At 34.7% G+C, this 23,808-nt stretch carries 21 protein-coding genes; 19 read left to right on the forward strand and 2 right to left on the reverse strand.

Annotated elements, in window-relative coordinates; all coding sequences use genetic code 11:
• The first annotated feature begins 98 nt into the window (after positions 1-98).
• From FLA105534_RS16015 to FLA105534_RS16075, 13 genes are all read left to right on the forward strand, one after another.
• Positions 99-1,619: an MFS transporter gene (locus FLA105534_RS16015; RefSeq protein WP_173967127.1), complete on the forward strand. Its 1,521-nt coding sequence runs from the start codon at positions 99-101 to the stop codon at positions 1,617-1,619.
• On the forward strand, positions 1,612-2,271 hold the full coding sequence (gene pgmB, locus FLA105534_RS16020) for a beta-phosphoglucomutase (protein WP_173967128.1): 660 nt from the start codon (positions 1,612-1,614) through the stop codon (positions 2,269-2,271). Before FLA105534_RS16015 ends, pgmB begins: the two co-directional genes overlap by 8 nt.
• Before the next feature lie 17 nt (positions 2,272-2,288).
• Positions 2,289-4,592, forward strand: coding sequence for a glycoside hydrolase family 65 protein (locus FLA105534_RS16025; protein WP_173967129.1), 2,304 nt, complete (start codon positions 2,289-2,291; stop codon positions 4,590-4,592).
• Positions 4,593-4,617: 25 nt separating this feature from the next.
• Positions 4,618-6,732: a glycoside hydrolase family 97 protein gene (locus FLA105534_RS16030; RefSeq protein WP_173967130.1), complete on the forward strand. Its 2,115-nt coding sequence runs from the start codon at positions 4,618-4,620 to the stop codon at positions 6,730-6,732.
• A gap of 124 nt (positions 6,733-6,856) precedes the next feature.
• Positions 6,857-7,684, forward strand: coding sequence for a hypothetical protein (locus FLA105534_RS16035; protein WP_173967131.1), 828 nt, complete (start codon positions 6,857-6,859; stop codon positions 7,682-7,684).
• A gap of 99 nt (positions 7,685-7,783) precedes the next feature.
• Positions 7,784-9,655 (forward strand): glycoside hydrolase family 13 protein, encoded by a 1,872-nt coding sequence (locus FLA105534_RS16040; protein ID WP_173967132.1) that lies wholly within the window; start codon positions 7,784-7,786, stop codon positions 9,653-9,655.
• Positions 9,656-9,970: 315 nt separating this feature from the next.
• Entirely contained in the window at positions 9,971-11,638 is a 1,668-nt protein-coding gene (locus FLA105534_RS16045; protein WP_173967133.1) for an alpha-amylase family glycosyl hydrolase, read from the forward strand.
• 181 nt (positions 11,639-11,819) lie between these two features.
• Positions 11,820-12,497: a glycerophosphodiester phosphodiesterase gene (locus FLA105534_RS16050; RefSeq protein WP_173967134.1), complete on the forward strand. Its 678-nt coding sequence runs from the start codon at positions 11,820-11,822 to the stop codon at positions 12,495-12,497.
• A gap of 83 nt (positions 12,498-12,580) precedes the next feature.
• Positions 12,581-13,789 carry a BaiN/RdsA family NAD(P)/FAD-dependent oxidoreductase gene (locus tag FLA105534_RS16055; protein ID WP_173967135.1) on the forward strand — a complete coding sequence of 403 codons (1,209 nt, stop codon included), beginning with the start codon at positions 12,581-12,583 and terminating at the stop codon, positions 13,787-13,789.
• Between the two features lie 80 nt (positions 13,790-13,869).
• Complete coding sequence (locus FLA105534_RS16060; RefSeq protein ID WP_173967136.1) at positions 13,870-14,946, forward strand: hypothetical protein; 1,077 nt, start codon at positions 13,870-13,872, stop codon at positions 14,944-14,946.
• 95 nt (positions 14,947-15,041) lie between these two features.
• Positions 15,042-16,406 carry a YncE family protein gene (locus FLA105534_RS16065; protein WP_173967137.1) on the forward strand — a complete coding sequence of 455 codons (1,365 nt, stop codon included), beginning with the start codon at positions 15,042-15,044 and terminating at the stop codon, positions 16,404-16,406.
• 294 nt (positions 16,407-16,700) lie between these two features.
• Positions 16,701-17,423 carry a hypothetical protein gene (locus tag FLA105534_RS16070; RefSeq protein ID WP_173967138.1) on the forward strand — a complete coding sequence of 241 codons (723 nt, stop codon included), beginning with the start codon at positions 16,701-16,703 and terminating at the stop codon, positions 17,421-17,423.
• A 24-nt stretch (positions 17,424-17,447) separates the two neighbouring features.
• Complete coding sequence (locus FLA105534_RS16075) at positions 17,448-18,197, forward strand: hypothetical protein (RefSeq protein ID WP_173967139.1); 750 nt, start codon at positions 17,448-17,450, stop codon at positions 18,195-18,197.
• Here FLA105534_RS16075 and FLA105534_RS16080 read toward each other — a convergent pair.
• Together FLA105534_RS16080 and FLA105534_RS16085 are read right to left on the reverse strand one after the other, a co-directional pair.
• Entirely contained in the window at positions 18,194-19,192 is a 999-nt protein-coding gene (locus FLA105534_RS16080) for a tetratricopeptide repeat protein (RefSeq protein ID WP_173967140.1), read from the reverse strand. The genes FLA105534_RS16075 and FLA105534_RS16080 overlap by 4 nt on opposite strands.
• 61 nt (positions 19,193-19,253) lie before the next feature.
• Positions 19,254-19,730: a TspO/MBR family protein gene (locus tag FLA105534_RS16085; protein ID WP_173967141.1), complete on the reverse strand. Its 477-nt coding sequence runs from the start codon at positions 19,728-19,730 to the stop codon at positions 19,254-19,256.
• Between the two features lie 155 nt (positions 19,731-19,885).
• Here FLA105534_RS16085 and FLA105534_RS16090 point away from each other — a divergent pair, with 155 nt between their 5' ends.
• The 6 genes from FLA105534_RS16090 to FLA105534_RS16115 all read left to right on the forward strand — a co-directional run bounded on the left by FLA105534_RS16090 (position 19,886) and on the right by FLA105534_RS16115 (position 23,785).
• A complete protein-coding gene (locus FLA105534_RS16090; protein ID WP_173967142.1) occupies positions 19,886-20,968 on the forward strand; it encodes a diphosphomevalonate/mevalonate 3,5-bisphosphate decarboxylase family protein in 1,083 nt (360 codons plus the stop codon).
• Positions 20,969-20,998: 30 nt separating this feature from the next.
• Positions 20,999-21,217, forward strand: a complete 219-nt coding sequence (locus FLA105534_RS16095) for a hypothetical protein (RefSeq protein WP_173967143.1) — start codon at positions 20,999-21,001, stop codon at positions 21,215-21,217.
• On the forward strand, positions 21,217-21,522 hold the full coding sequence (locus FLA105534_RS16100) for a type II toxin-antitoxin system RelE/ParE family toxin (protein ID WP_173967144.1): 306 nt from the start codon (positions 21,217-21,219) through the stop codon (positions 21,520-21,522). The genes FLA105534_RS16095 and FLA105534_RS16100 overlap by 1 nt, the downstream gene beginning before the upstream one ends.
• Before the next feature lie 2 nt (positions 21,523-21,524).
• Entirely contained in the window at positions 21,525-22,463 is a 939-nt protein-coding gene (locus FLA105534_RS16105; protein WP_173967145.1) for a mevalonate kinase family protein, read from the forward strand.
• A 64-nt stretch (positions 22,464-22,527) separates the two neighbouring features.
• Positions 22,528-22,737 carry a hypothetical protein gene (locus tag FLA105534_RS16110; RefSeq protein ID WP_173967146.1) on the forward strand — a complete coding sequence of 70 codons (210 nt, stop codon included), beginning with the start codon at positions 22,528-22,530 and terminating at the stop codon, positions 22,735-22,737.
• A 91-nt stretch (positions 22,738-22,828) separates the two neighbouring features.
• On the forward strand, positions 22,829-23,785 hold the full coding sequence (locus tag FLA105534_RS16115; protein WP_173967147.1) for a geranylgeranylglycerol-phosphate geranylgeranyltransferase: 957 nt from the start codon (positions 22,829-22,831) through the stop codon (positions 23,783-23,785).
• Positions 23,786-23,808 lie beyond the last annotated feature (23 nt).

The raw sequence follows: 23,808 nt of genomic DNA on the forward strand, positions 1-23,808 counted from the left end.
TTTTACGCCTGCTCAAAGCTTTTACTTTTACTTCGAAATAATAAGTAAGTTTTGATAAGCAAAGCGCTTATCGTCTAATTAATTCTTTAATTACGATAATGGAAAAGCGTAAATTAAGTTTCTGGGAAATTTGGAACATGAGTTTCGGTTTCTTGGGAATACAGTTTGGTTTTGCACTGCAAAACGCAAATACTTCAAGAATTTTTGAAACTCTGGGTGCCAAAATTGACGAAATTCCAATTTTATGGATTGCGGCTCCGGTTTCAGGATTAATTATCCAACCCGTAATTGGTTATTTTAGCGATAGAACTTGGACTCGTTTAGGCCGACGCCGCCCCTATTTTTTAATTGGAGCCATCTTGTCTTCTATTGCCTTATTCATCATGCCCAACTCTCCAACTTTATGGATAGCTGCAGGTACTTTATGGATCATGGATGCCTCGATTAATGTTTCGATGGAACCTTTTCGCGCTTTTGTTGGCGACAATTTACCCGAAAAACAACGCACTTTAGGTTTTGCCATGCAAAGTTTCTTTATCGGAACCGGTGCGGTTGTAGGCTCTGTTTTGCCGTATCTTTTTACCAATGTTTTTGGCGTAAGCAATACTGCCGCGGAAGGAATTATTCCGGACTCTGTTAAATGGTCTTTTTATATTGGCGGAATTGTTTTCCTGCTTTCTGTTTTATGGACTGTTTTTAAAACTACAGAATATACACCCGAAGAGCTTCATGCTTTTGAAGTTCAAAGCAAAAAAGACAAGGAAGATCTCATTCTCAATCCCGAAACAGAATCTGAAAGCAACATCAAAAGACAATTATTTTTAGGAGTATTATTGACCGTAATTGGAGCATTGGTTTCCTTTTTAATTTTCGAAAACAGTCTGGCGAAGGAACTTTACATTCTTTTTATCGGTTTAGTTTTCATGGGGGTATTATTCATGATCGCTTCCCAACTACGAACTTCTAAAGTTCACAATGGTTTTACGATAATCATGACCGATCTATTGAACATGCCAGCCACTATGAAAAAACTGGCCTGGGTTCAGTTCTTCTCCTGGTTTGCCTTATTCTCTATGTGGATTTATACTACACAAGCAGTTACACAGCATATTTTTGGCACAACAGACACTACTTCTAAAGTATACAATGATGCCGCCGACTGGGTTTCGGTTTTGTTTACCGTTTATAACGGAATTGCCGCAGCAGTTGCTTTTTTATTGCCGGTCATCGCAAAAAAAGTAGGCGTTAGAGCAACACATTTATTGGCTTTATGTGCCGGAGGTGTTGGTTTAATCTCTATCTATTTTATTGCTGATAAACAAATGCTGATCCTTCCAATGTTAGGCGTTGGTATTGCGTGGGCAAGTATACTTTCAATGCCTTATGCCATGTTATCCGGAGCATTGCCTGCAGCAAAAATGGGGTATTACATGGGAGTTTTCAACTTCTTTGTTGTGATACCGCAAATTGTGGCCGCTACTATCCTAGGATTTGTCATCAAACAATTCTTTCACAACGAACCCATATACGCCTTAATCATCGGAGGAGTATCTATGATATTTGCCGGATTACTTACCCTTAGAGTAAATAGCAGAACTAAAATTGAAATTCATGAATAATAAAAAAGCATTCATCTTCGATCTTGATGGAGTGATCGTTGATACCGCTAAATACCACTTTTTAGCCTGGCAGAAAATTGCAAAGGCCTTAAACATAAATTTTACACACGAACACAACGAATTACTAAAAGGTGTAAGCCGCGTTCGTTCATTAGACATAATTCTCGAATTAGGAAATGTTCAGGCTTCACAGGAAGACAAAGACAAATGGCTCATTCAGAAAAACGAAGATTACTTGTCTTATTTGGTTGACATGAATGAAAGTGAAATTCTTCCCGGAGTTTTTAAAATTCTGCAACTCTTAAAAGAAAAAAATCAGGGAATTGCATTGGGTTCTGCCAGTAAAAATGCGCGTCCAATTCTGGAGAAAACCGGAATTCTTTCGTACTTCGATGTTATTGTGGACGGAAATGACGTTACCAATGCCAAACCAGATCCGGAAGTTTTCTTAAAAGCCGCTCAATTGCTAAATATTAGCCCGGAGGATGCCATTGTTTTTGAAGATTCAGTTGCCGGAGTTCAGGCCGCTAATATTGGAAAAATGACCAGTATCGGAATCGGTTCAAAAACAATTCTGCACGAGGCACAGTATATCTTTAAGGATTTTACCTCAATGGATATTCAATTCATCAAATCATTAATCGCAAAATAAATCAATCAATCACAAAAATGAATCAAGATTACATTAAACCAGACAATTGGTCCATCATCGAAGAAGGCTTTGACGCTGAGAGAGTAAAATCATCAGAAAGTCTTTTTAGCATCGGAAACGGTGCTATGGGGCAACGTGCCAATTTTGAAGAAACCTATTCAGGTGAAACTTTTCAAGGAAGTTACATCGCCGGAATTTATTATCCGGACAAAACAAAAGTAGGCTGGTGGAAAAATGGATACCCTAAATATTTTGCCAAAGTACTAAACGCTCCAAACTGGATTGGAATTGACATTCAGATCAACGAAGAAAACCTAGACCTGCACCAATGTACTGCTGTGAAAAATTTCCGCAGAGAATTGAATATGAAAGAAGGCTGGTACAATCGTTCTTTTGAAGCAACATTAAAAAACGGAACCGAAATTGCCGTAAACATTCGTCGTTTTCTCTCTTTAGATCTGGATGAAACCGGAATTATCAAATACGAAATCACACCTTTAAACAAAGATGCCAAAATTGTTTACAAACCTTATATTGACGCAGGGGTAACCAATGAAGATGCCAACTGGGACGAAAAGTTCTGGGAGCCTCTTGAAGTTAAAAAAGGAGCAAACGAAGCTTTTGTCACCGCACAAACGTTTAAAACGCATTTTAAAGTAACGACTTTTATGCACAATACGATTTTTGCAAACGGAGAAAACGTAAACATTTCGCCTTCAACAATTGATTCAACTGCAGATAAAATTCAATTTACATACGGTACCATTATCGCAAAAGGGCAAACCTCATCGATCCAAAAAATTGGTGGTTATACCGTTTCTTTAAACCACGAAAATACGCTGATTGCAGCCGAAAAATGTATTAAAACTGCCGTTGCTCTTGGTTATGACACTCTACTTCAGAATCAAATCAATGCCTGGAGTAAAATCTGGGAAATGTCAGACATTACCATTGACGGAGACGTAAAAGCACAACAGGGAATCCGTTTTAATATTTTTCAGTTAAATCAGACTTACTTAGGAAAAGACAGCCGTTTGAATATCGGACCTAAAGGTTTCACCGGAGAAAAATATGGCGGATCTACCTATTGGGATACTGAGGCTTATTGTATTCCGTTTTACATGGCAACTAAAGATCAGCAGGTGGCCCGTAATTTACTGACTTACCGTTTCAATCAACTGGATAAGGCAATCGAAAACGCCAAAGACAATTTAGGTTTCAAAAACGGTGCTGCTTTGTACCCAATGGTAACCATGAATGGCGAAGAATGCCATAACGAATGGGAAATCACTCACGAAGAAATTCACAGAAATGGAGCGATTGCTTTTGCTATTTACAACTACCATCGTTTCACCGGAGACTACTCTTATATTCCTGAAAAAGGTTTAGAAGTACTTATCGGAATTGCACGTTTCTGGCACCAGAGAGCTTCTTTCTCTAAAGAAAAAAATCAATACGTTATTCTGGGCGTTACAGGGCCAAATGAATACGAGAACAATATCAACAATAATTTCTATACCAATTATATTGCAAAATGGTGTATTGATTATGCGGAAGAACAAATTAAAAAAGTAGCTGCTGAATACCCATCAGACCACAAGCGAATCATCGAAAAAGTAACGCTTTCGGCAGCTGAAATTGCGGAATGGAAAAAAGTAGCCAATAATATGTATTTCCCAACTTCTGACGAATTGGGCATTTACCTGCAGCAGGACGGTTTCTTAGACAAAGATTTAGTTCCGGTAAAAGACTTAGACCGCTCGCAGCGTCCTATCAATCAAAAATGGTCATGGGATCGCGTTTTACGTTCGCCTTACATCAAACAAGCCGACGTTTTACAATGTTTCTATTTCTTTGAAGATCATTTTTCTAAAGAAGAATTAAAACGTAATTTTGAGTTTTACGAATCTTTTACGGTTCATGAAAGTTCATTATCTCCATGTGTACACTCTATTCAGGCAGCTGTTTTAGACAAAATGGATATGGCTTATACTTTCTATTTAAGAACCTCCCGTTTGGATCTCGATGATTACAACAAAGAAGTTGAAGAAGGCTGTCACATTACCTCAATGGCCGGAACATGGATGAGTATAGTAGAAGGTTTTGGCGGAATGCGTGTGAAAAACGATCAGCTTCATTTTTCTCCAAAAATTCCAAAAGAATGGAAAGGTTATTCTTTTAAAATTAATTTCAGAAATCAAATTTTAAAAGTGACTGTAAATCATAACGAAACAACTTTTACGGTAGACGGCGATCAGGATCTAACCATTGCAGTGAACGGAAATCCTGTAACCGCAGACAAATTGTTGCAAATAAATTAATACAACACACTTAAAACCCAAAAACATGAAAAACTTATTTTTCGCAAGTTTAATCCTGTTTGCTTTTGGCTCGATTGCAAAGGCACAACAATTAAAATCACCCGAAGGAAAGTTCGTAATGGAATTTTCGCTTCAAAACGACGGAACTCCAACTTACAATTTAAAATACAAAAATAAAGAGGTTGTAAAAACCAGTAAATTAGGTCTTGAACTTAAAGACGATAAAAAATCTTTATTAAATGATTTTACAGTTGTCGATACCAAAATAAGCACTTTTGACGAAAACTGGAAACCGGTTTGGGGAGAAGTAGATCAAATCAGAAACCATTACAATGAACTGGCTGTAACTTTAAATCAAAAAGGAACGGATCGTCAAATTGTAATTCGTTTCCGTTTGTTTGATGACGGATTAGGATTCCGATATGAATTCCCAACACAAAAAAATCTTACCTATTTTGTAATCAAAGAAGAGAGAACACAATTTGCAATGGCGGGTGACCACACTGCATTCTGGATTCCGGGAGATTACGACACTCAGGAATATGATTATACCAAATCGAAATTATCTGAAATCAGAGGTCTTTCTGAAAAAGCGTATACGGCAAATGTTTCGCAAAAATCTTTCTCTCCAACAGGAGTTCAGACTTCTTTGATGTTAAAAACAAACGACGGTATCTACATCAATTTACACGAAGCAGCTTTGATCAACTATTCTTGCATGCACCTGAATTTAGATGATAAAAACATGATTTTCGAGTCTTGGTTAACTCCAGATGCAAAAGGAGACAAAGGATATATGCAGGCTCCAAGCCACTCTCCATGGAGAACTATTATGGTAAGCGATGATGCGAGAGAAATCTTAGCTTCAAAAATGACTTTAAATTTAAATGATCCCTCAAAAATTGAGGATACTTCATGGATTAAGCCTGTAAAATACATTGGTGTTTGGTGGGAAATGATTACTGGAAAAAGCTCATGGTCTTATACCAACGATTTTCCAACCGTACAATTGGGTGTTTCTGATTTCTCAAAAGCAAAACCAAACGGAACTCACGGAGCAAATAATGCTAACGTAAAGAAATACATTGATTTTGCTGCTGCAAATGGTTTCGATGCCGTTTTAGTGGAAGGATGGAACGAAGGCTGGGAAGACTGGTTCGGGCACTCTAAAGATTATGTTTTTGACTTTGTAACGCCTTACCCTGATTTTGATGTAAAAGGTTTACACGCATATGCAAAATCTAAAGGAGTCAAAATCATCATGCACCACGAAACTTCAGGTTCTGTTCGCAACTACGAGCGCCATATGGACAAGGCCTACCAATTCATGAAAGACAATGAATACGATGCTGTAAAAAGTGGCTATGTTGGAGACATCCTGCCTCGTGGTGAAAACCATTATGATCAGTGGATTGTCAACCATTATCAATATGCCATCGAAAAAGCAGCCGATTACAAAATTATGGTGAACGCTCACGAAGCAGTTCGTCCAACAGGAATTTGCAGAACCTACCCGAATTTAATTGGAAACGAAGCGGCAAGAGGAACAGAATACCAGGCTTTTGGAGGTTCTAAACCAAATCACGTAACCGTTTTACCTTTCACACGTTTAATCGGAGGTCCAATGGATTACACTCCGGGAATTTTCGAAATGGATATCAGCAAAATGAATCCTGATAACAAGTCTCATGTAAACAGTACACTGGCAAATCAATTGGCATTATACGTTACCATGTACAGTCCGTTGCAAATGGCTGCTGATACTCCTGAAAACTACAACCGTTTTCCGGATGCCTTCCAATTTATTAAGGATGTAGCGGTAGACTGGTCTGAAAGCAAATATATTGAAGCTGAGCCGGGTGATTTTATCACTGTTGCCCGTAAAGCAAAAGGAACAAACAACTGGTTCGTTGGAAATGTAAATGGTGAAACTTCACGTACATCAAACATCGATTTCAGCTTCCTTGAAAAAGGAAAAAAATACACAGCAACAATTTATGCTGATGCAAAAGACGCGCATTACAAAACAAATCCGCAAGCTTACACCATCAAGAAAATTGCTGTAACCAATAAATCAAAATTATCTCAGTTGTCTGCTCCTGGCGGCGGTTATGCGATCAGTATTATCGAAACGAAGTAATTTTTAAAGACAAGTGATTTCCCCCAGAATTACTTGTCTTTTTTTTAAATTGACTAATAAAATATTAACAAGAATTGAGAACTTTACCGGAAAATGTAAATTGCATTAATCAAATTAATCCAAAATGAAAAACATAACCGGTTTCTTTTTAAGTCTTTTATTAATCTCTTGTCAACAGAAAAACGAAACAACTCTTAAAACAAATATTGCACCAGCAAAATTAGACACTTTAGATAAAATCGATATTGATACAACACTGTTTTGTGTTTATAATTTATCAAAAACAACAACAGCAATTGTAATAAATCTTAACGACCAGAATACTGGTGAAGGAACTGCGTTTGATAAAATTTTTAATGAGATAAGTACCAAAGATACTCTATACAATGTTGTGGAAGCCCCAAAAAGTAACAGAACTCGAAACTTTGAATATTATGATACTTTAGGAAGCTATAAACTTATTAGAAGTAAAACATTAGAAGACCAGATTAAAAAAATTGCAGAAAAGAGTTACTACGTTTATGGCACAAAAGGGTTTTCAAAAATAACGATCAATAAAGTTGTTTGCGGACTCGATGAGTGTCGTACCAATATTCTCGCTTTTCCAATTGAAAATTTTGACACAACCAAAAATGGAAAACCTATTTTTTGTTCCAAACAGTTACTCAAAATTAACTATCAGAAAAGCTATTTTGATGTTCAGAAAAAAGTACGTGATTATCATGAAGAGAAAAGCAAAGATTACGACTATAAAGACGATATCAAAACTAAAGTATTTGCCAATATTGGAAATGCTTATTTTGGTTATAATGATGATTTTATTTGGGGAAGAGATCCTGAAAACAGTAAATGTTCATTTCCTGCCAGAGCAATATATATTGTAAAAAAGAACAAGCCTGTTAAAAGATTCTGGAGTGAAGGTTTAGATTTATTTGGAATTCCTTGTGACTAAAAGTTATATGCAATTAAGTTTTTCAGATTTTGTTTTTTCCTCCGTCTCAAATCAAAAAAATTAACAATTAAAAATCTTCATCGATTTAAACCACAAATTATGAAAAATTGCAAAACACACCTAGAAAAACATAATCTCTATAAATTAATACTATTCATTCTATTATTTTCCACTTCCGCGAAAGCGCAAATCCAAAAAACAGAGCCGCCATTTTGGTATGCCGGTATGAAAAATCCCGAATTGCAGATTATGTTCTACGGAAAAGACATTTCACAATACGAGACTTCTGTTTCAAATAATGTGGTGATTAAAAGCGTTGAAAAAACAGAAAATCCAAACTATCTTTTTGTTACCATTGATACACAAAACCTAAAAGCTTCTGACTTGGTTTTCTACTTCAAAATCAAAAACAAAGTCGCTTTTACTCAAAAATACACACTTAAAGAAAGAAGAGCCAACTCGGCAGACCGAAAAAGCTACGACGCATCAGATGTAATGTACCTCATCATGCCGGATCGTTTTGCAAACGGAAATCCGAAAAACGACAGTAATGCCGCTTTAACCGAAAAAGGGAACCGTCAGGATCCAAGTGGCCGTCACGGTGGAGACATCGAGGGAATCATTAAAAACCTGGATTATATCTCGTCTCTTGGTGCAACCACTATTTGGAATACGCCCCTTTGTGAGGACAACGACAAACAGCACTCGTACCATACTTATGCACAATCAGACGTGTACAAAATAGATCCGCGTTACGGAACAAATGAAGATTATGTTCGTCTGTCTACAGAAATGCATAAAAAAAACATGAAACTTGTTATGGATTATGTAACCAATCACTGGGGAATTACCCATTGGATGATGAAAGATATTCCAACCAAAACCTGGTTCAATCAATTTGAAACTTTTACACAAACGCACCACCGTCGCGAAGTAATTACTGATATTCACGCTTCAAAAATAGATCAGGAAGTTTGTATTGACGGCTGGTTTGTACCTTCAATGCCGGACTTGAATTTAAGAAATCCTCTTGTTGCCAAATACCTGACTCAAAATGCGATTTGGTGGATTGAATATGCCAATCTTGACGGATTCAGAGTTGACACTTACAATTACTCTGATCAAACTGCAATGGCCAATTGGGCAAAAGCAGTTACGAACGAATATCCTAATTTCAATATCGTTGGAGAAATATGGATGCACAATCAGGCGAACTTAGCTTATTGGCAAAAAGACAGTAAAATTGGTGCGATCGAAAATTACAATTCCAATCTGCCTAGTGTGATGGATTTTACACTTCAAAGTCAGATTAGTTCTGCTTTCAACGAAAATGAACCAAGCTGGGATAATGGATTGATTAAATTCTACAACAATTTTGCAATGGATTATTTATATCCAAACACCAATAATATTTTAGTTTTTGCCGAAAATCATGACACCGACCGTATCAATCATAATTTTAAGTATGATTTGGCAAAATACAAACTAACTATGACTTTATTGGCTACAATTCGTGGAATTCCACAAGTGTATTACGGTTCAGAAATTGGAATGGGCGGCGACAAAAGCAAAGGCGATGCCGACATTCGTCAGGATTTCCCGGGCGGATGGACCGGTGATAAAAACAATGCTTTCACCAAAGAAGGCAGAACGGCTGAACAAGCAAAATATTTTGACTTCACCTCTAAATTATTCAACTGGAGAAAATCAAACGAAGCTGTTCATTTCGGAAAGATGACACATTACATTCCGGAAAACAACACTTATGTTTATTTCAGATATACGGATGCTAAAACTGTAATGGTTGTTTTCAATAACAATGCAAAAGAGCAAGTTGTAAAAACAAACCGTTTTAAGGAAAACATCAAAAATTTTAAAACAGGTAAAGATGTCATCACCGGAAAAACATTCGATTTAACTTCTGAAATTACTTTGGAACCTAAGTCAGCACTTATTTTAGAATTGGAATAATTTTTATCTAAACACATAGAAACATAGATTGCCTGGTTCTATAAAAGGCGTTTCACTTGTTCAAACAAACATAGCCATTGTATACTCACAGTTATGTGTAAATGACGAGTCATTTATTTTAATCTTTCTATTAGAAAATAAGATCTATGTTTCTATGTGTTTAAAGTTCAACACAAAGTAATTCCACCACGAATTCACGAATTTTTACTCTCAAACTTCATAGAAACTAATTTGTGAATTGATTCGCTAATTTGCTATCGCTCGGGTTGTGGCTGTTTTTTCCAACATCATGTATGTCTAAAAAATTCCTGAATAATGAAAAAATACATTTTCCTTTTTTTACCTTTAGTATCCTTAATCATGAGTTGTTCTGGCTCAAAATCAGTTACAATGAATAAAGAAAACACTTCAAAAACACCCTTCGTTTGGGAAGGAGCCAATGTTTATTTCTTACTTACCGATCGCTTTTATAACGGAGATACTTCTAATGACGTTAACTTCAACCGAACTAAGACTCCGGGAAAATTACGTGGTTTTGAAGGTGGCGATATTATTGGAATCACCAAAAAAATCGAATCTGGTTATTTTACTCAATTAGGAATCAATGCGATCTGGCTAACTCCCCTTGTCGAACAAATACATGGTGGAGTTGACGAAGGAACAGGACTTAGCTATGGTTTTCATGGCTATTGGGCAAAGGACTGGACAGCGCTGGATCCAAATTTCGGAACTAAAGAGGACTTAGCCAATTTAGTCAAAAAAGCACATGCGAAAGGCATCCGAATTATTCTCGACGGCGTTATCAACCATACTGGCCCGGTAACTCCCGAAGATCCCGTTTGGCCTTCAGACTGGGTGCGAACGGGAGTGGTTTGTGATTACAAATCATTTGAAAATACAACCATGTGTACCTTAGTAGACAACCTTCCGGATGTAAAAACAGAAAGTACACAGAATGTCGAATTACCCCCTCTTTTAATCGAAAAGTGGAAGAAAGAAGGCCGCTATGAAAAAGAAATCGCTTCACTGGATGAATTCTTCAAAAGAACAGGATATCCAAGAAGTCCAAAATATTATATCATAAAATGGCTCACTGATTATATTACAGCATTCGGAATTGACGGTTACAGAGGCGATACCGTAAAACATACCGAAGAAAATGTCTGGGCCGATTTTAAAAAAGAATGTGACTATGCTTTCGAAATCTGGAAAAAACAGCATCCTCTGGAAGTTTTAGATCAAAACCCCTTTTATACGATTGCCGAAGTTTACGGATACGGAATAAGTGGTGGGCAGGACTATGATTTTGGAGATCGAAAAGTAAATTATTTCCAAAACGGTTTCAACAGCATGATTAATTTTGAATTCAAGTGGAACGCCGCTCAAAACAATTATGAAGGTTTGTTTTCGAAATATTCCAATCATTTTACTAATGAACTGAAAGGATATTCGGTTTTAAACTATATGTCTTCACACGATGACGGTCAGCCTTTTGATGCCTATCGTGTAAAAGGTATTGAAGCGGGAACCAAACTACTCCTTTGCCCGGGAATGTCACAGGTATATTATGGTGATGAATCTGCCCGACCTTTAGTAATCGAAGGCACCCAGGGAGATGCTACTTTGCGCTCAAACATGAATTGGGACGAAATTCAAAACAACCCAGAAACTCAAAAAACACTATTGCATTGGCAAAAATTAGGTCAGTTTAGAAGAAATCATCCCGCTGTTGGTGCAGGAATCCACCATCAAATTAGCACACAACCTTATGTTTTTTCAAGAACCTTCACAAAAAATATCTATACGGATAAAGTTGTAATTAGCTTGGATTTACCCAAAGGCAAAAAAGAACTTCCTGTTGGTGATGTCTTCCCAAACGGAACAAAATTAAAAGACACCTACTCCAACCAGAAAGTTGAAGTAATTGATGGAAGAGTAAGTATTGACAGCGATTTCGACATTGTTTTATTGGAAAAAGAATAACGATCTTACCGCAGAGAAACGTAAAGATTCACAAAGTTTTTTAGCTACGAATTCACGAATTTTTATTTTCAGAGATAAGAAAAAATAATTCGTGAATTCGTGGCTATTTAATTTTTAATAAATTCCTTGCTAACCTTGCGTAAAACTTTGCGACCTTTGCGGTTAGAAAAAATACTGCAAAATGCTAAAAATAGCACACAGAGGCGCAAAAGCTTACGAACCTGAGAACACTTTAAAAGCATTTCAGAAAGCGTTAGATCTCAATGCTGACGGAATTGAACTTGATGTTCACTTAAGCGCTGATGAACATATAATTGTAATGCATGATGAAACCATTGACAAAATGACCAACGGAAGGGGCGAGATCACTCAATATACCTTAGCCGAACTAAAATCATTTCTGATTGCCGGGCAATATGAAATTCCAACTTTAAACGAAGTTTTTGATCTGGTTGACAAAAAATGTTTCATTAATGTCGAATTAAAAGGTTTAGGAACCCCAAAAAAAGTTGTCGCATTAATTGAACAATATATCTCAGAAAAAAACTGGAACTACAATCATTTTATAGTTTCAAGTTTCGATTGGAATATGCTACAGGAAACATCCTATTTAAATCCAAAAATTCCTATTGGTGTTTTAACAGAGGAAGATCTTGATACTGCTCTAGCTTTCGCCAAAACCATAAAAGCGAAAGCCATTCATCCTGATTATCACCTGCTGGATTTAGAAAATGTAAGCCAAATGCAGGAAAAAGGATTTCTCGTTTTGCCATGGACCGTTAATATGGAAGAAGACATTCAAAAAGTAAAGAATTATAATATAGACGGAATCATTTCTGACTGTCCGGACAAAATATAAGTTTAAAATAGCCCCAAATTCACGAAGTATTTTTTCTTATCTCTGAGAATAAAAATTTGTGAATCTGTGGCAAATAAAAAAATATGACCAAAAATTTCGATATCATTATTGTTGGCGGAGGTGCTGCAGGTTTTTTCACTGCGATTAATATTGCAGAGAAAAATCCTAAACTGAAAATTGCCATTTTAGAAAGAGGAAAGGAAGTACTCTCTAAGGTTCGTGTTTCGGGCGGCGGAAGATGCAACGTAACCCACGCCTGTTTTGAACCAAATGAACTGGTTAAGTTTTATCCGCGTGGCGAAAAAGAACTTCGTGGCCCTTTTCATCAATTTTGTTCCGGAGATACAATCGAATGGTTCGAAAAACATGGCGTTGAACTTAAAATAGAAGAAGATGGCAGAATGTTTCCCGTTTCCAATTCCTCACAAACTATTATAGATTGTTTTTTAAATGCCACCGAAAAACTAGGTATAAAAGTACTGACGGGACAAAGCGTACAATCGATTTTTAAAAAAGAAGATTGCTGGAAAATTGATACTCAAAATGAAAATTTCGCTGCCGAAAAATTAGTAATGGCTACCGGAAGCAATCCTAAAATCTGGGAAATGCTACAAAACCACGGGCATGCAGTTGTAAGCCCTGTTCCTTCCCTTTTTACTTTTAATATTAAAGATCCCCGAATAAAAGAATTACCTGGTGTTGCAGCACAAGTCACTGTTACCGTAAAAGATACCAAACTTGAATCGACCGGACCTTTGTTAATCACACATTGGGGAATGAGTGGCCCGGCCATTCTGAAACTTTCGGCCTGGGGAGCCCGTATTCTATTCGATAAAAATTATCAGTTTACTATTTTCGTCAATTGGTTAAATGATGTTGACACAGAAGATGCCGAAAAAAAACTGAAAGAACTAAAACAGGAGCATGCTAAGAAAGCCGTTTCAAAAAAATCGCCTTTCGACTTTCCAAATCGTTTATGGGAAAGCCTGGTTCTGGCTTCGGGCATTGACACCGAAACCAAATGGGCGGATTTGTCTAAAAATCAATTGCAGCAGCTCGCTTCTCAACTTACAAAAGCAACATTTCAGGTCAACGGAAAAAGTACTTTTAAAGAAGAATTTGTTACAGCAGGCGGAATCGATTTAAAAGAAATCAACTTCAAAACAATGGAAAGCAAATTGCATAAAAATCTTTTTTTTGCAGGCGAAATTGTTAATATTGATGCCATTACAGGAGGTTTCAATTTTCAAAATGCCTGGACAAGCGGGTTTATTTTGGCGAATGAAATTTAATAAAGTGCAATTCTATAGTTAATTTTTTAAAAGACTTTTTATATTTGCACCCGAAAAACAAGACAAAACTTACAAAAAAAATGCATAAAATATTATTAGGAGCTGTACTTTTATTTACAATCTATAGTTGTGAAAATGGCTCTAACGATTCTAAAAAAATCAAAGAAGAGAAAATAACATTACAAACAAATGTTATAGATGCTGAATATTCAAAAAAAACGGATCAATTAGTATATGTATCATCAAATCCTTCCCAAGTAAATATTTTTAATTCCAGTACCGAATCATTACAAAAAATTTCGCTGGCTTATACCCCTACATGTATTTCCATTTCACAAAATGGTAATACAGCTGTAGTGGGTCATGATGGTCACATCACACATCTTAATTTAAAAAATCCATCCATAATCCAAACCTATGATATTTCTTGTTCTGCACTCGATATTGTTCTTGGAAATAATAGATGGGCATATGTTTTTCCAGAAAAAGATCAGTGGACGTATATAAAAAGCGTAAATATGAATTTGGAATATAATTACGAAATGCCCAGAAGTATATACAATCAAATAAGCGCTGGAACTAAAGGAAGACTACATCCATCAGGTAAATATATTTATTCACAAAGTCCGCTATCAAGAGCTAAAGTTCAACGACTTACAATTAAAAAAGGAGATATTGACGATCAATACGAATCCAACTTTGAAGAAGAAAACTACACTATCCCCAGCATATGGTTTTCAGAAGACGGCAATAGGCTCTTTACTAGAGAGAGAAGTGTTTTAAAGACTTCCGAACTTAATAATTTAGATGCTGTATATAATGGTAAAATTCCTTCTGAAAGCAATTATAAAATTGATTGGCTGGATCATTCTTCTTCAAAAGGAAAATTATATGTAATCTTTTCAAATGACGATAAATGGAATCCGATAAAATCAAATAACATTTACGTTTTTAACGATTCAGATCTTAGCTATGTAAATAAATTTGATTTGGAAAAATATTTCAATCAAACGAAAAAAAACAGTGTAGAAACTTATGATGCGGTGCCATATTTTGTCTTTAGCAATTCAACTGGGAATCGTTTATTTGTAGTAACAAAAGCACTTGATTCTGATTTAGTTAATAAATGGGCAATTCAAAAAATCAATATTAACTAATAATTATTTCTTTTAATAAAAACCACTTACTATTTACATTTTCTTTTTTATAGTTATGATAAACTATAAAAGTCATGAGATAAAAAATAAATAATATGAAAAAAATTGCATTTACATTAATCACATTGTTAACACTTATCGGCTGTTCGAGTAACGATTCAAATGAACAAATTAAAGACGCAAATTACTCGGTACCGGATACCTTAAATTTTACTATTTTCAATAACAAACTTGTTCTTAATATTGAGAATCAAGGTGAAACATCTTTAAATTATACTCTCGTAAGTTCAAAAAACTATATCGAACTTTCTAAGAAAGAAGGGGTTGTAACTTCGCTAAATCATGATGGAATTATGGTCACTGTTGATAAAAAGACCTTGCCAAATGGTAAATCTTATTCAAAATTATATCTAAATATCAACAATAAAAAAGATTCAATTGTTGTAAGTGTAACCAATTTTGTAGAACAGAAAGTAGTTTTAAACTCTGATGTTGTCGATGCGGAGTTTTCTAAAGTTACTGATCAGCTTGTATATGTCTCGGCAAGTCCCGCTGCAGTAAATATTCTATCTACAAATACAGGCTTGATTGAAAGTATACCATTATTATATGCCCCTACATGTATCTCAATATCTCCTGATGGAAAAACAGCAGTTGCTGGACATGATAAACATATTTCTTACATCAATTTAACTAGCAAAACTATTACAAAAACATATCCTGTATCTTGTTACGCAAATGATATTGTGCTTGGAAATAATAAATGGGCATACGTTTTCCCTGCGAAAGGTCAATCGACCTTCATAAGATCTATAAATTTAAGCTTGGTGAATGATAATGAATATGAACATATTGGTGAAAAAATTTACGAAGGAAATAAAGCACGATTACATCCTTCAGGCAAATATATATATGGTGCAGAAAATGGGTTATCTCCAATGGATATAGAGAAATACAACATTCAAAATGGAAATGCAGAATATAGCTACGATTCTCCCTATCATGGAGATTATATCATGAACGGAAATCTATGGTTTTCTGAAGATGGGAATAGAATATTTACAAGAGGAAAAACTGTATTTAAAACTTCCGAACTTAAAAGTCAGGATATGTTATATAACGGTACAATCAATACTGAAACGAACGCATACTCTCCTATTCAATGGTTAGATCATTCATCAATAAAAAACAATCTTTATCTACTACTAGTAGCTGATAATTGGAATCAAAAGAAACCTCCATACATTTATGTATATAATGACTCAAATCTTACTTTTAAAAACAAGATACCGTTAGAGCAGTTTCTTGTATCAAAAAGTGAATCAAATAAAGTATTTTACGATGCCGAACCTTTTTTTGTATTTAGTAATTCTGCCGGAAATAATTTATTTGTAATTGTAAAAGCAACCGGAGCAGGTTTAGCCAAAGAATGGGCAATAGAAAAAATAAGTACTCCATAACCTATTATATCTAATCTGATTGATAAAAGATATTCTTCATTACAAAACAAATCACGACAACTGCCTCTTTTTCTGAAAATGAAATGGAGGCAATTGTTTTTTTGAGTATGAAAAATTTGATGCTAAAACAGCCTTTATTTCTATTGCAAAAATCAACAACAAACTCTTTTTTATTATTAAAGGACTAGCTCGGGAAAACTTTGCAAGCAAACTATAATTAACAAGAATTTACAGGTTTACTAAGTTTTCATTAAGACTATTCTAATAATTTTACTTTCAGCTAAATACCATTAAATGAAAGTAAAACTACTTACCACAATTTCTTTTTTCACTTATCAACTTTCTATTTCTCAAACCGAAAAACTTCTTAAAGGAAAAGTACAATCCGAAACAATCTTACTTAAAAATATAGAAGTAATCAATAAAACTGCGCAAACCAGTACAACAACAAATCATTTAGGAGAATTTTTCATACTTGCAAAAGCCCAGGACAGCCTTATCTTTTTCTCTAAAAATTTTTTGTTCAAAAGAATCAAGCTTACCTCCAAAGATATAGGAAGTAACATGATCATTATCGATATGATCCCAATAACCGAAGAATTAGACAACATCGTTATCATAAACAACAAACTTCCCAAAATCACTTACAGTACAGAAGCTGCAAACCAAGTCAAAAACGACAAGCAAGCTAATGATTTAATTCAGCGCTACCTAAATATTAATGACGGAAGAATCAAAAATGCGCTTAACTACAATATAGCTCTTCCAACTAAGAAAAAGAAAAAGATTGAAAATGACGAGCGCTTTAAAAAACTGGTCGCTGCTTCCTGTCCTCCCGGATTTTTTACCAACGATTTAAAGCTAAAACCTGGAGAAAAAGAAATTTTTATTAAATTCTGCGATGTTGATCCGAAATCTAAAACGCTTTTAGAAGATCCAAATATACTAACCACAATGGATTTTTTATATACCAAAAATATCGAATTCCAGAAACTGAAAATAGAATCTAAAAACTAAAAAAAACTTAATGAATTTCTGCAAATGAAAGTAAAATTACTTACCACTATTTCTTTTTTTACCTATCAGCTGTCTGTTTCACAATCAGAAAAAATACTTCACGGAAAAGTGATGTCCAATAACCATCCACTGAACAAAGTCGAAGTCATAAACAAAACAGCCCAAACAAGTACGCAGACAAATAATCTGGGAGAGTTTTCTATTTTAGTCAAAAGCCGGGATAGCTTACTGTTTTTTTCTAAAGATTATTTTTTCACCAGGCTAAAAATAACCCAAGAAAACATAGACCAAAACAACATCACCGTAAATATGGTTATAAAACCGGAAGAATTAGAGGAAGTCGTTATTACCAATATCAAATTTGATCCGGTAAAAATCTCTCAACAAGAAATAGACGATATAAAATTGGCAAAAGATGCTGGCTCTTTACAAAAATATACGGGTGTTTATAACGGGACTATTACAAACGGTATCGATTTTTCGAGACTTGGAAAAGGTTTAATTGGTTTGTTTAAAACAGAAGATGATAAGCCTTTCAAAACTAAAGCTCCGGAAACTAATTTCAAAAAACTGGTAGCGACATCAATTCCAGATGATTTTTTTAGCAAAAATTTAAAACTAAAACCGGAAGAGAAAGATCTTTTTATTGAATTTTGTGATGCTGATCCCAGATCTAAAATGCTCTTAACAAACAGCAACATTCTCACCACAATGGATTTTATGTATGCCAAAAATGAGATGTTCAAAAAACTGAAAACGGAGAATAAGAATTAAACATTCGTTTTCGAATCATTCAGAAAAATGTAATCTTTTAAACTCTTCCACTTAATATAAAAAACAACCAAAGCAATTATTAAGATTGCTATAACAACAGATAAAATAATTAAAATTATTTCGATTTGATTTACATAATCTCTATCGATCCCATTCATTTTAGATCTTAAATCACGATTTGCATCATAAAGTCTTAGATTTCGACTTTCACAATAATCAATCTCAAATTGATAACAATATTGCAGCCTTTTATTAATCAATTCATTATCTAGTCCGTACTCTTTAGCACGTTCATATATTTCAATTGCCGTTTTATTCTTTTCAATTAATTTGACAATATTTGCCAATTCGAAAAACAAGATCGAAATTATTTTGTCCTTTGGTTTTATAAAGGTTATACGTTCATTCAACTGATAATAAATAGATTTACTTAATCTCTCTAAGTCAGATTTTGAAAAACTACTTTTAGGAATCTCAGCTGTACCAAAACTTGTACCTATTAAAAACTCCCCGGAAACACTGCTTAAATTCTTAATTTTGGCCTCTAATATTTTTAAATGTATCCATTCTGATCCTTCATGAGATTCGGGATTTATTTCAATTGATTTCTTAATCCAATCATAAGCTTTCTCATTTTCTCCCATTAATTCGTAGAGCGTTCCAAGATTTGATGCTGTAGAATACTTATTCGGCTTAATTTTTTCAATATTTAGATACAATTTTAATGCTTCCTCATACTTTTTCAGAACGATTAAAACATACCCTTTATCAGATAAATAATCTATATCCTTTGTCTTTTTATAGATACTATCGAGTTCAAAAAGCAACCGGGAAGAAACTCCTGCGTCAAAATTATGACCACGAGGAACAATTCCTCTGTAATCGATGTAAATTAAATACCCATTTTTTAATGTTTTAGTCTCGCCATTCAAGCAGGCAAAACACTTAAATGAGATTAAAAACAAAACAACTAAAGTGAGCTTAAATTTATTCATAAAGCAGATTTATCATGGAATTAACTTGAAACAAAAAAGCTTGTAACCTGAAACAAAAACACTACTTGTTCAACCACCAGATACTGGCATTTAAAACTCCTGCAAATGCTACCCAAGCCATGTATGGAATCAATAAATATCCGGCAATTTTATTAATTTTTATAAATTTTAGATACGTCTCATAAATCATAAGCCACAAAAGCACAATTTCGATTAAGGCCAGCATCGGATTCTTCAATTCGAAGAACAAATACGACCAGATCGCATTTAATATTAACTGAATTAAAAAGAAGCCTAAGGCAATTTTCACTGTCTCTTTTTGATCCTTTACTTTATCCCAAACCAATCCGGCTGCAACCGCCATTAAGATATAAAGCAAAGTCCAAACAGGCATAAAAATCCAATTGGGCGGATTAAAAACCGGTTTTATAAGAGTCGGATACCATGTTTCAACACTTGGTCTTGTTACTACACTTGCAGAATACCCCACCATTAAACAAATAACTAATGCAATTGCGATTTTGACGATCTTGTTCATTTTGCTTTGATTTTTGTCCAAAAATAATCAAAAAGAAAATGTAAATCCTATAAGCGCTCTCAAGTTCATTTTAGTTGGAATCTGACTTACATTTTCTGATATAACTTACATGGCGAAATATTTTAAAAACTATCTTTGCCAAAATTTTATATTTCATGTTTACAGCAGCTGATTTTATTCCAAACACCTATACTTCATCCATCGAAAACGGAAATTTTGAGTGGAGCGCACCCAGCAATATTGCATTAGTAAAATACTGGGGCAAAAAAGACAATCAAATTCCGGCAAATCCTTCAGTAAGTTTTACTTTAAATAATTGCAAAACGATTACGAAATTAGGTTTTGCAAAGAAAAAAAATCAGGATTCTTTTTCTTTTGATTTACTTTTTGAAGGAAAACCAAAAGAAGATTTTAAACCCAAAATTCAAAAGTTCTTAGAACGAGTTCACATTTATTTACCTTTCCTGAAAGAATATCATTTTACAATTGATACTCAGAATACATTTCCACACAGCTCCGGAATTGCTTCCTCGGCTTCTGGAATGGCAGCTTTGGCAATGAATTTCATGAGTTTAGAGAAAGTTTTAAACCCTGAAATGAGTGATGCATACTTTTATCAAAAAGCTTCTTTTTTAGCCCGTCTGGGGTCTGGAAGTGCCTGCCGAAGTGTAAAAGGGAATGTGGTCGTTTGGGGAAACCAGGCCAACATCGGAGGAAGTTCGGATTTATTTGGTGTAGAATTTCCTTATGCTGTACATGAGAATTTCAACAACTATCAGGATACTATTTTACTGGTTGATAAAGGCGAAAAACAGGTTTCGAGTACCGTTGGGCACGATTTGATGCACGACCATCCCTATGCTGAAAGACGTTTTGCTCAGGCACACAACAATCTAGACCAGTTAATTGCCATTTTTGAAAATGGTAATTTAAATGAATTTATCAAAGTTGTAGAAAGCGAAGCATTGACTTTACACGCCATGATGATGACATCAATGCCTTACTTCATTTTAATGAAACCTAACACATTGCAAATCATCAATGCCATCTGGAAATTCAGAAACGAAACACAAATACCGGTTTGTTTTACACTTGATGCAGGAGCAAATGTTCACGTTTTATATCCCGAAAATGTTACCGACAAAGTACTACAATTTATTCAGGACGAATTAGTTGTATTTTGCCAGAATGGTCAGTACATTTGCGACAAAATTGGAGCGGGCGCGATTGCATTATAATTTTGCGTACCTTTAATTAAAATTTTGATTATGGACATTCAATTAGAAAAACTCGAATTGATAAAAATGTTAGCTGATACAGAGGATCCATCTATCTTGAGGTCAATTCGAAAAATCTTTAAGAAAGAGCAGAAAGACTGGTGGGATGATTTGACGGAAGAACAAAAAGCGGACATCGCTCAAAGTGAATTAGAATTTGAACGAGGTGAATTTAGTAGTTTTGAAGATGTTATGAAAAAATACAGATAGTGAATCTTAAAGTAAATTTTTCAAAAACTGCTGAAAGAAATTTAGATGAAATTTTAAAATTCATCGAAGCCAGATGGTCGGAAAAATCGCAAAAGTCGTTTATTATTAAATTTGAAAAAGCAATTTCGATAGTAAGTATGAATCCTGAGATTTTCCCAAAATCATCCGTAAATAAAAAATATCGAAAATGTGTTATAGCCAAACAATCGAGTTTATTATATAGTTATAGTGCTAATGAGATTAGAATTCACACTATTTTCGACACCAGACAAGACCCAAATAAAATAAAAAAAGACATAAAATAAACATGAAAGGACCCTTATTTTACTCAAAAATATTACTCTTTGGAGAATACGGAATCATCCGTGACTCTAAAGGACTTTCTATTCCTTATAATTTTTACAACGGAGCTTTAAAGAAAACCGAAGATCCCTCGGCAGAAGCAATGGCATCTAATGCTAGTTTAAAGCGTTTTGCATCTTACCTTGAAACGTTACAAACAGAACAACCGGACCTGGTTGCTTTTGATTTGGCTACTTTAAAAAATGATGTTGAAACCGGAATGTATTTTGATTCCAGTATTCCGCAAGGATACGGAGTTGGAAGCAGCGGTGCACTTGTTGCTGCTATTTACGATAAATACGCTACCGATAAAATAACCGTTTTAGAGAATCTTACTCGTGAAAAACTGTTGCAGTTAAAAAACATATTTGCTCAAATGGAGAGTTTCTTCCACGGAAAAAGCTCTGGTTTAGATCCATTAAACAGTTATTTAAGCATTCCTATTTTAATCAACTCTAAAGATAACATTGAAGCAACCGGAATTCCGACTCAGAGTTTTGACGGAAAAGGTGCTGTGTTTTTATTGGATTCTGGAATTGTAGGTGAAACTGCTCCGATGGTTAACATTTTTATGGAAAGCCTGAAAGACAAGGGTTTCCGTACCATGCTTAAAAACCAATTTGTAAAATATACCGATGCTTGCGTAGAGAACTTTTTACATGGTGACATGAAATCGTTGTTTACCAATACTAAAAAGCTATCAAAAGTCGTTTTAAACAACTTCAAGCCAATGATTCCGGAACAATTTCATGGCATCTGGCAGAACGGAATTGATACCAATGACTATTATTTAAAACTTTGCGGTTCAGGCGGAGGCGGTTATATTCTGGGCTTTACCGAAGATCTAGAGCGTGCCAAAGCATCTTTAAAAGATTATAAGTTAGAGGTAGTTTACCAGTTTTAAAGCCAACCTCTAAAAACCGGTCTTAATTAGATAGTCTTTAAAAGAACCTTAAAAGTTATGGCGTATGAATAGTATTTTAAAGATTATCAAAGCGACTTTTTTAGGAGGTATTCCATTTTTATGCCCTTTAATTTCGTTATTGGTACTTTTAGAAAAAAGCTTTAGCATTACTGTTCACTCCACAAAAGTAAAATTTCCAAGACTGGTTATTGAAGAGATTGCTGTCTTTATCTACTCTGCAACCGGATCACAACTTTTCGTTTTCGACTCCTGAAGCTCCAAATCCACAAGGAGCCCTTCTATGTTTTGCAGAACGAGAACCTATAAACAAGTCTAGAATTAAAATCCGAAACCAAATTCAAAAAATGTTAAGCAGACAGCACAAACTTTTAGTCATGAAAATTGTTAGTTTGTTCTCCGTAGTGAGAGGCTATAACATTCCGATTATTGTTTTGGCGCAATACTTATCAGCCATTTTTATACTGGCGCCTGAAAAAAGAGCACTCGACATTTTACTGGATTTTAATTTGTTTCTAATCGTTTTTGCTTCTGCCATCACTATTGCTTCGGGTTATATCATTAATAATTTTTACGACAGCCAAAAAGATCTAATCAACAGACCTAATAAATCAATGCTGGACCGATTAGTCAGTCAAAAAACAAAACTATCAGTTTACTTCACACTCAATTTTATTGCTGCTTTAATGGCTCTGATTGTTTCCTGGCGCGCTTTCTTGTTCTTTTCGGTTTATATTTTCCTAATCTGGTTTTATTCTCATAAAGTAAAAAAGTATCCAATTGTAGGCAATCTTACTGCAGCCTTCCTGGCAGTAATTCCGTTTTTTGCTATTCTTTTGTATTTCTACAACAAAATTTCATTTGAAGAAATAGAAGACCACATGAGTCATTTTATGGTTATTTCATCTCATGCAGTTTTCTTATTTTTATTATTACTGATTCGGGAAATGATAAAAGATTTAGAGAATCTGAAAGGCGATTTAGCAAACAATTACAGAACAATCCCGATCCTTTACAATGAAAAAGTTTCGAAACAGATCATTACCGTTTTAACTCTCTTAACTGTGGTTCCGGTTTACATTCTAATCAACATTTATGATGTGGGCTATATGGATATTTACTTTTATATCTGTTTTGCCGTATTGCTTTTTTTCCTGATTTATTTATGGAAATCAAATTCGAAAGAACAATTTTTATTACTTCACAATGTCCTGAAATTTTTGATTGTTTCGGGTGTCTTTTGCATCGTATTAATTAACCCCAGTGTTTTATGGCATGGAAAAAATTTACTACTGAAGTTTTAAAAAATTACTTACCGTTGATGCAG

The sequence above is a fragment of the Flavobacterium collinsii genome (genome assembly GCF_902804485.1).
Taxonomy (GTDB): Bacteria; Bacteroidota; Bacteroidia; order Flavobacteriales; family Flavobacteriaceae; genus Flavobacterium; species Flavobacterium collinsii.

What these genes read in the sequence shown, in the direction of transcription:
- FLA105534_RS16015 (WP_173967127.1), top strand. Translation starts at nt 99, where the DNA reads ATGGAAAAGCGTAAATTAAGTTTCTGGGAAATTTGGAACATGAGTTTC.
- pgmB (WP_173967128.1), top strand. Translation starts at nt 1,612, where the DNA reads ATGAATAATAAAAAAGCATTCATCTTCGATCTTGATGGAGTGATCGTT.
- FLA105534_RS16025 (WP_173967129.1), top strand. Translation starts at nt 2,289, where the DNA reads ATGAATCAAGATTACATTAAACCAGACAATTGGTCCATCATCGAAGAA.
- FLA105534_RS16030 (WP_173967130.1), top strand. Translation starts at nt 4,618, where the DNA reads ATGAAAAACTTATTTTTCGCAAGTTTAATCCTGTTTGCTTTTGGCTCG.
- FLA105534_RS16035 (WP_173967131.1), top strand. Translation starts at nt 6,857, where the DNA reads ATGAAAAACATAACCGGTTTCTTTTTAAGTCTTTTATTAATCTCTTGT.
- FLA105534_RS16040 (WP_173967132.1), top strand. Translation starts at nt 7,784, where the DNA reads ATGAAAAATTGCAAAACACACCTAGAAAAACATAATCTCTATAAATTA.
- FLA105534_RS16045 (WP_173967133.1), top strand. Translation starts at nt 9,971, where the DNA reads ATGAAAAAATACATTTTCCTTTTTTTACCTTTAGTATCCTTAATCATG.
- FLA105534_RS16050 (WP_173967134.1), top strand. Translation starts at nt 11,820, where the DNA reads ATGCTAAAAATAGCACACAGAGGCGCAAAAGCTTACGAACCTGAGAAC.
- FLA105534_RS16055 (WP_173967135.1), top strand. Translation starts at nt 12,581, where the DNA reads ATGACCAAAAATTTCGATATCATTATTGTTGGCGGAGGTGCTGCAGGT.
- FLA105534_RS16060 (WP_173967136.1), top strand. Translation starts at nt 13,870, where the DNA reads ATGCATAAAATATTATTAGGAGCTGTACTTTTATTTACAATCTATAGT.
- FLA105534_RS16065 (WP_173967137.1), top strand. Translation starts at nt 15,042, where the DNA reads ATGAAAAAAATTGCATTTACATTAATCACATTGTTAACACTTATCGGC.
- FLA105534_RS16070 (WP_173967138.1), top strand. Translation starts at nt 16,701, where the DNA reads ATGAAAGTAAAACTACTTACCACAATTTCTTTTTTCACTTATCAACTT.
- FLA105534_RS16075 (WP_173967139.1), top strand. Translation starts at nt 17,448, where the DNA reads ATGAAAGTAAAATTACTTACCACTATTTCTTTTTTTACCTATCAGCTG.
- FLA105534_RS16080 (WP_173967140.1), bottom strand. Translation starts at nt 19,192, where the DNA reads ATGAATAAATTTAAGCTCACTTTAGTTGTTTTGTTTTTAATCTCATTT.
- FLA105534_RS16085 (WP_173967141.1), bottom strand. Translation starts at nt 19,730, where the DNA reads ATGAACAAGATCGTCAAAATCGCAATTGCATTAGTTATTTGTTTAATG.
- FLA105534_RS16090 (WP_173967142.1), top strand. Translation starts at nt 19,886, where the DNA reads ATGTTTACAGCAGCTGATTTTATTCCAAACACCTATACTTCATCCATC.
- FLA105534_RS16095 (WP_173967143.1), top strand. Translation starts at nt 20,999, where the DNA reads ATGGACATTCAATTAGAAAAACTCGAATTGATAAAAATGTTAGCTGAT.
- FLA105534_RS16105 (WP_173967145.1), top strand. Translation starts at nt 21,525, where the DNA reads ATGAAAGGACCCTTATTTTACTCAAAAATATTACTCTTTGGAGAATAC.
- FLA105534_RS16110 (WP_173967146.1), top strand. Translation starts at nt 22,528, where the DNA reads ATGAATAGTATTTTAAAGATTATCAAAGCGACTTTTTTAGGAGGTATT.
- FLA105534_RS16115 (WP_173967147.1), top strand. Translation starts at nt 22,829, where the DNA reads ATGTTAAGCAGACAGCACAAACTTTTAGTCATGAAAATTGTTAGTTTG.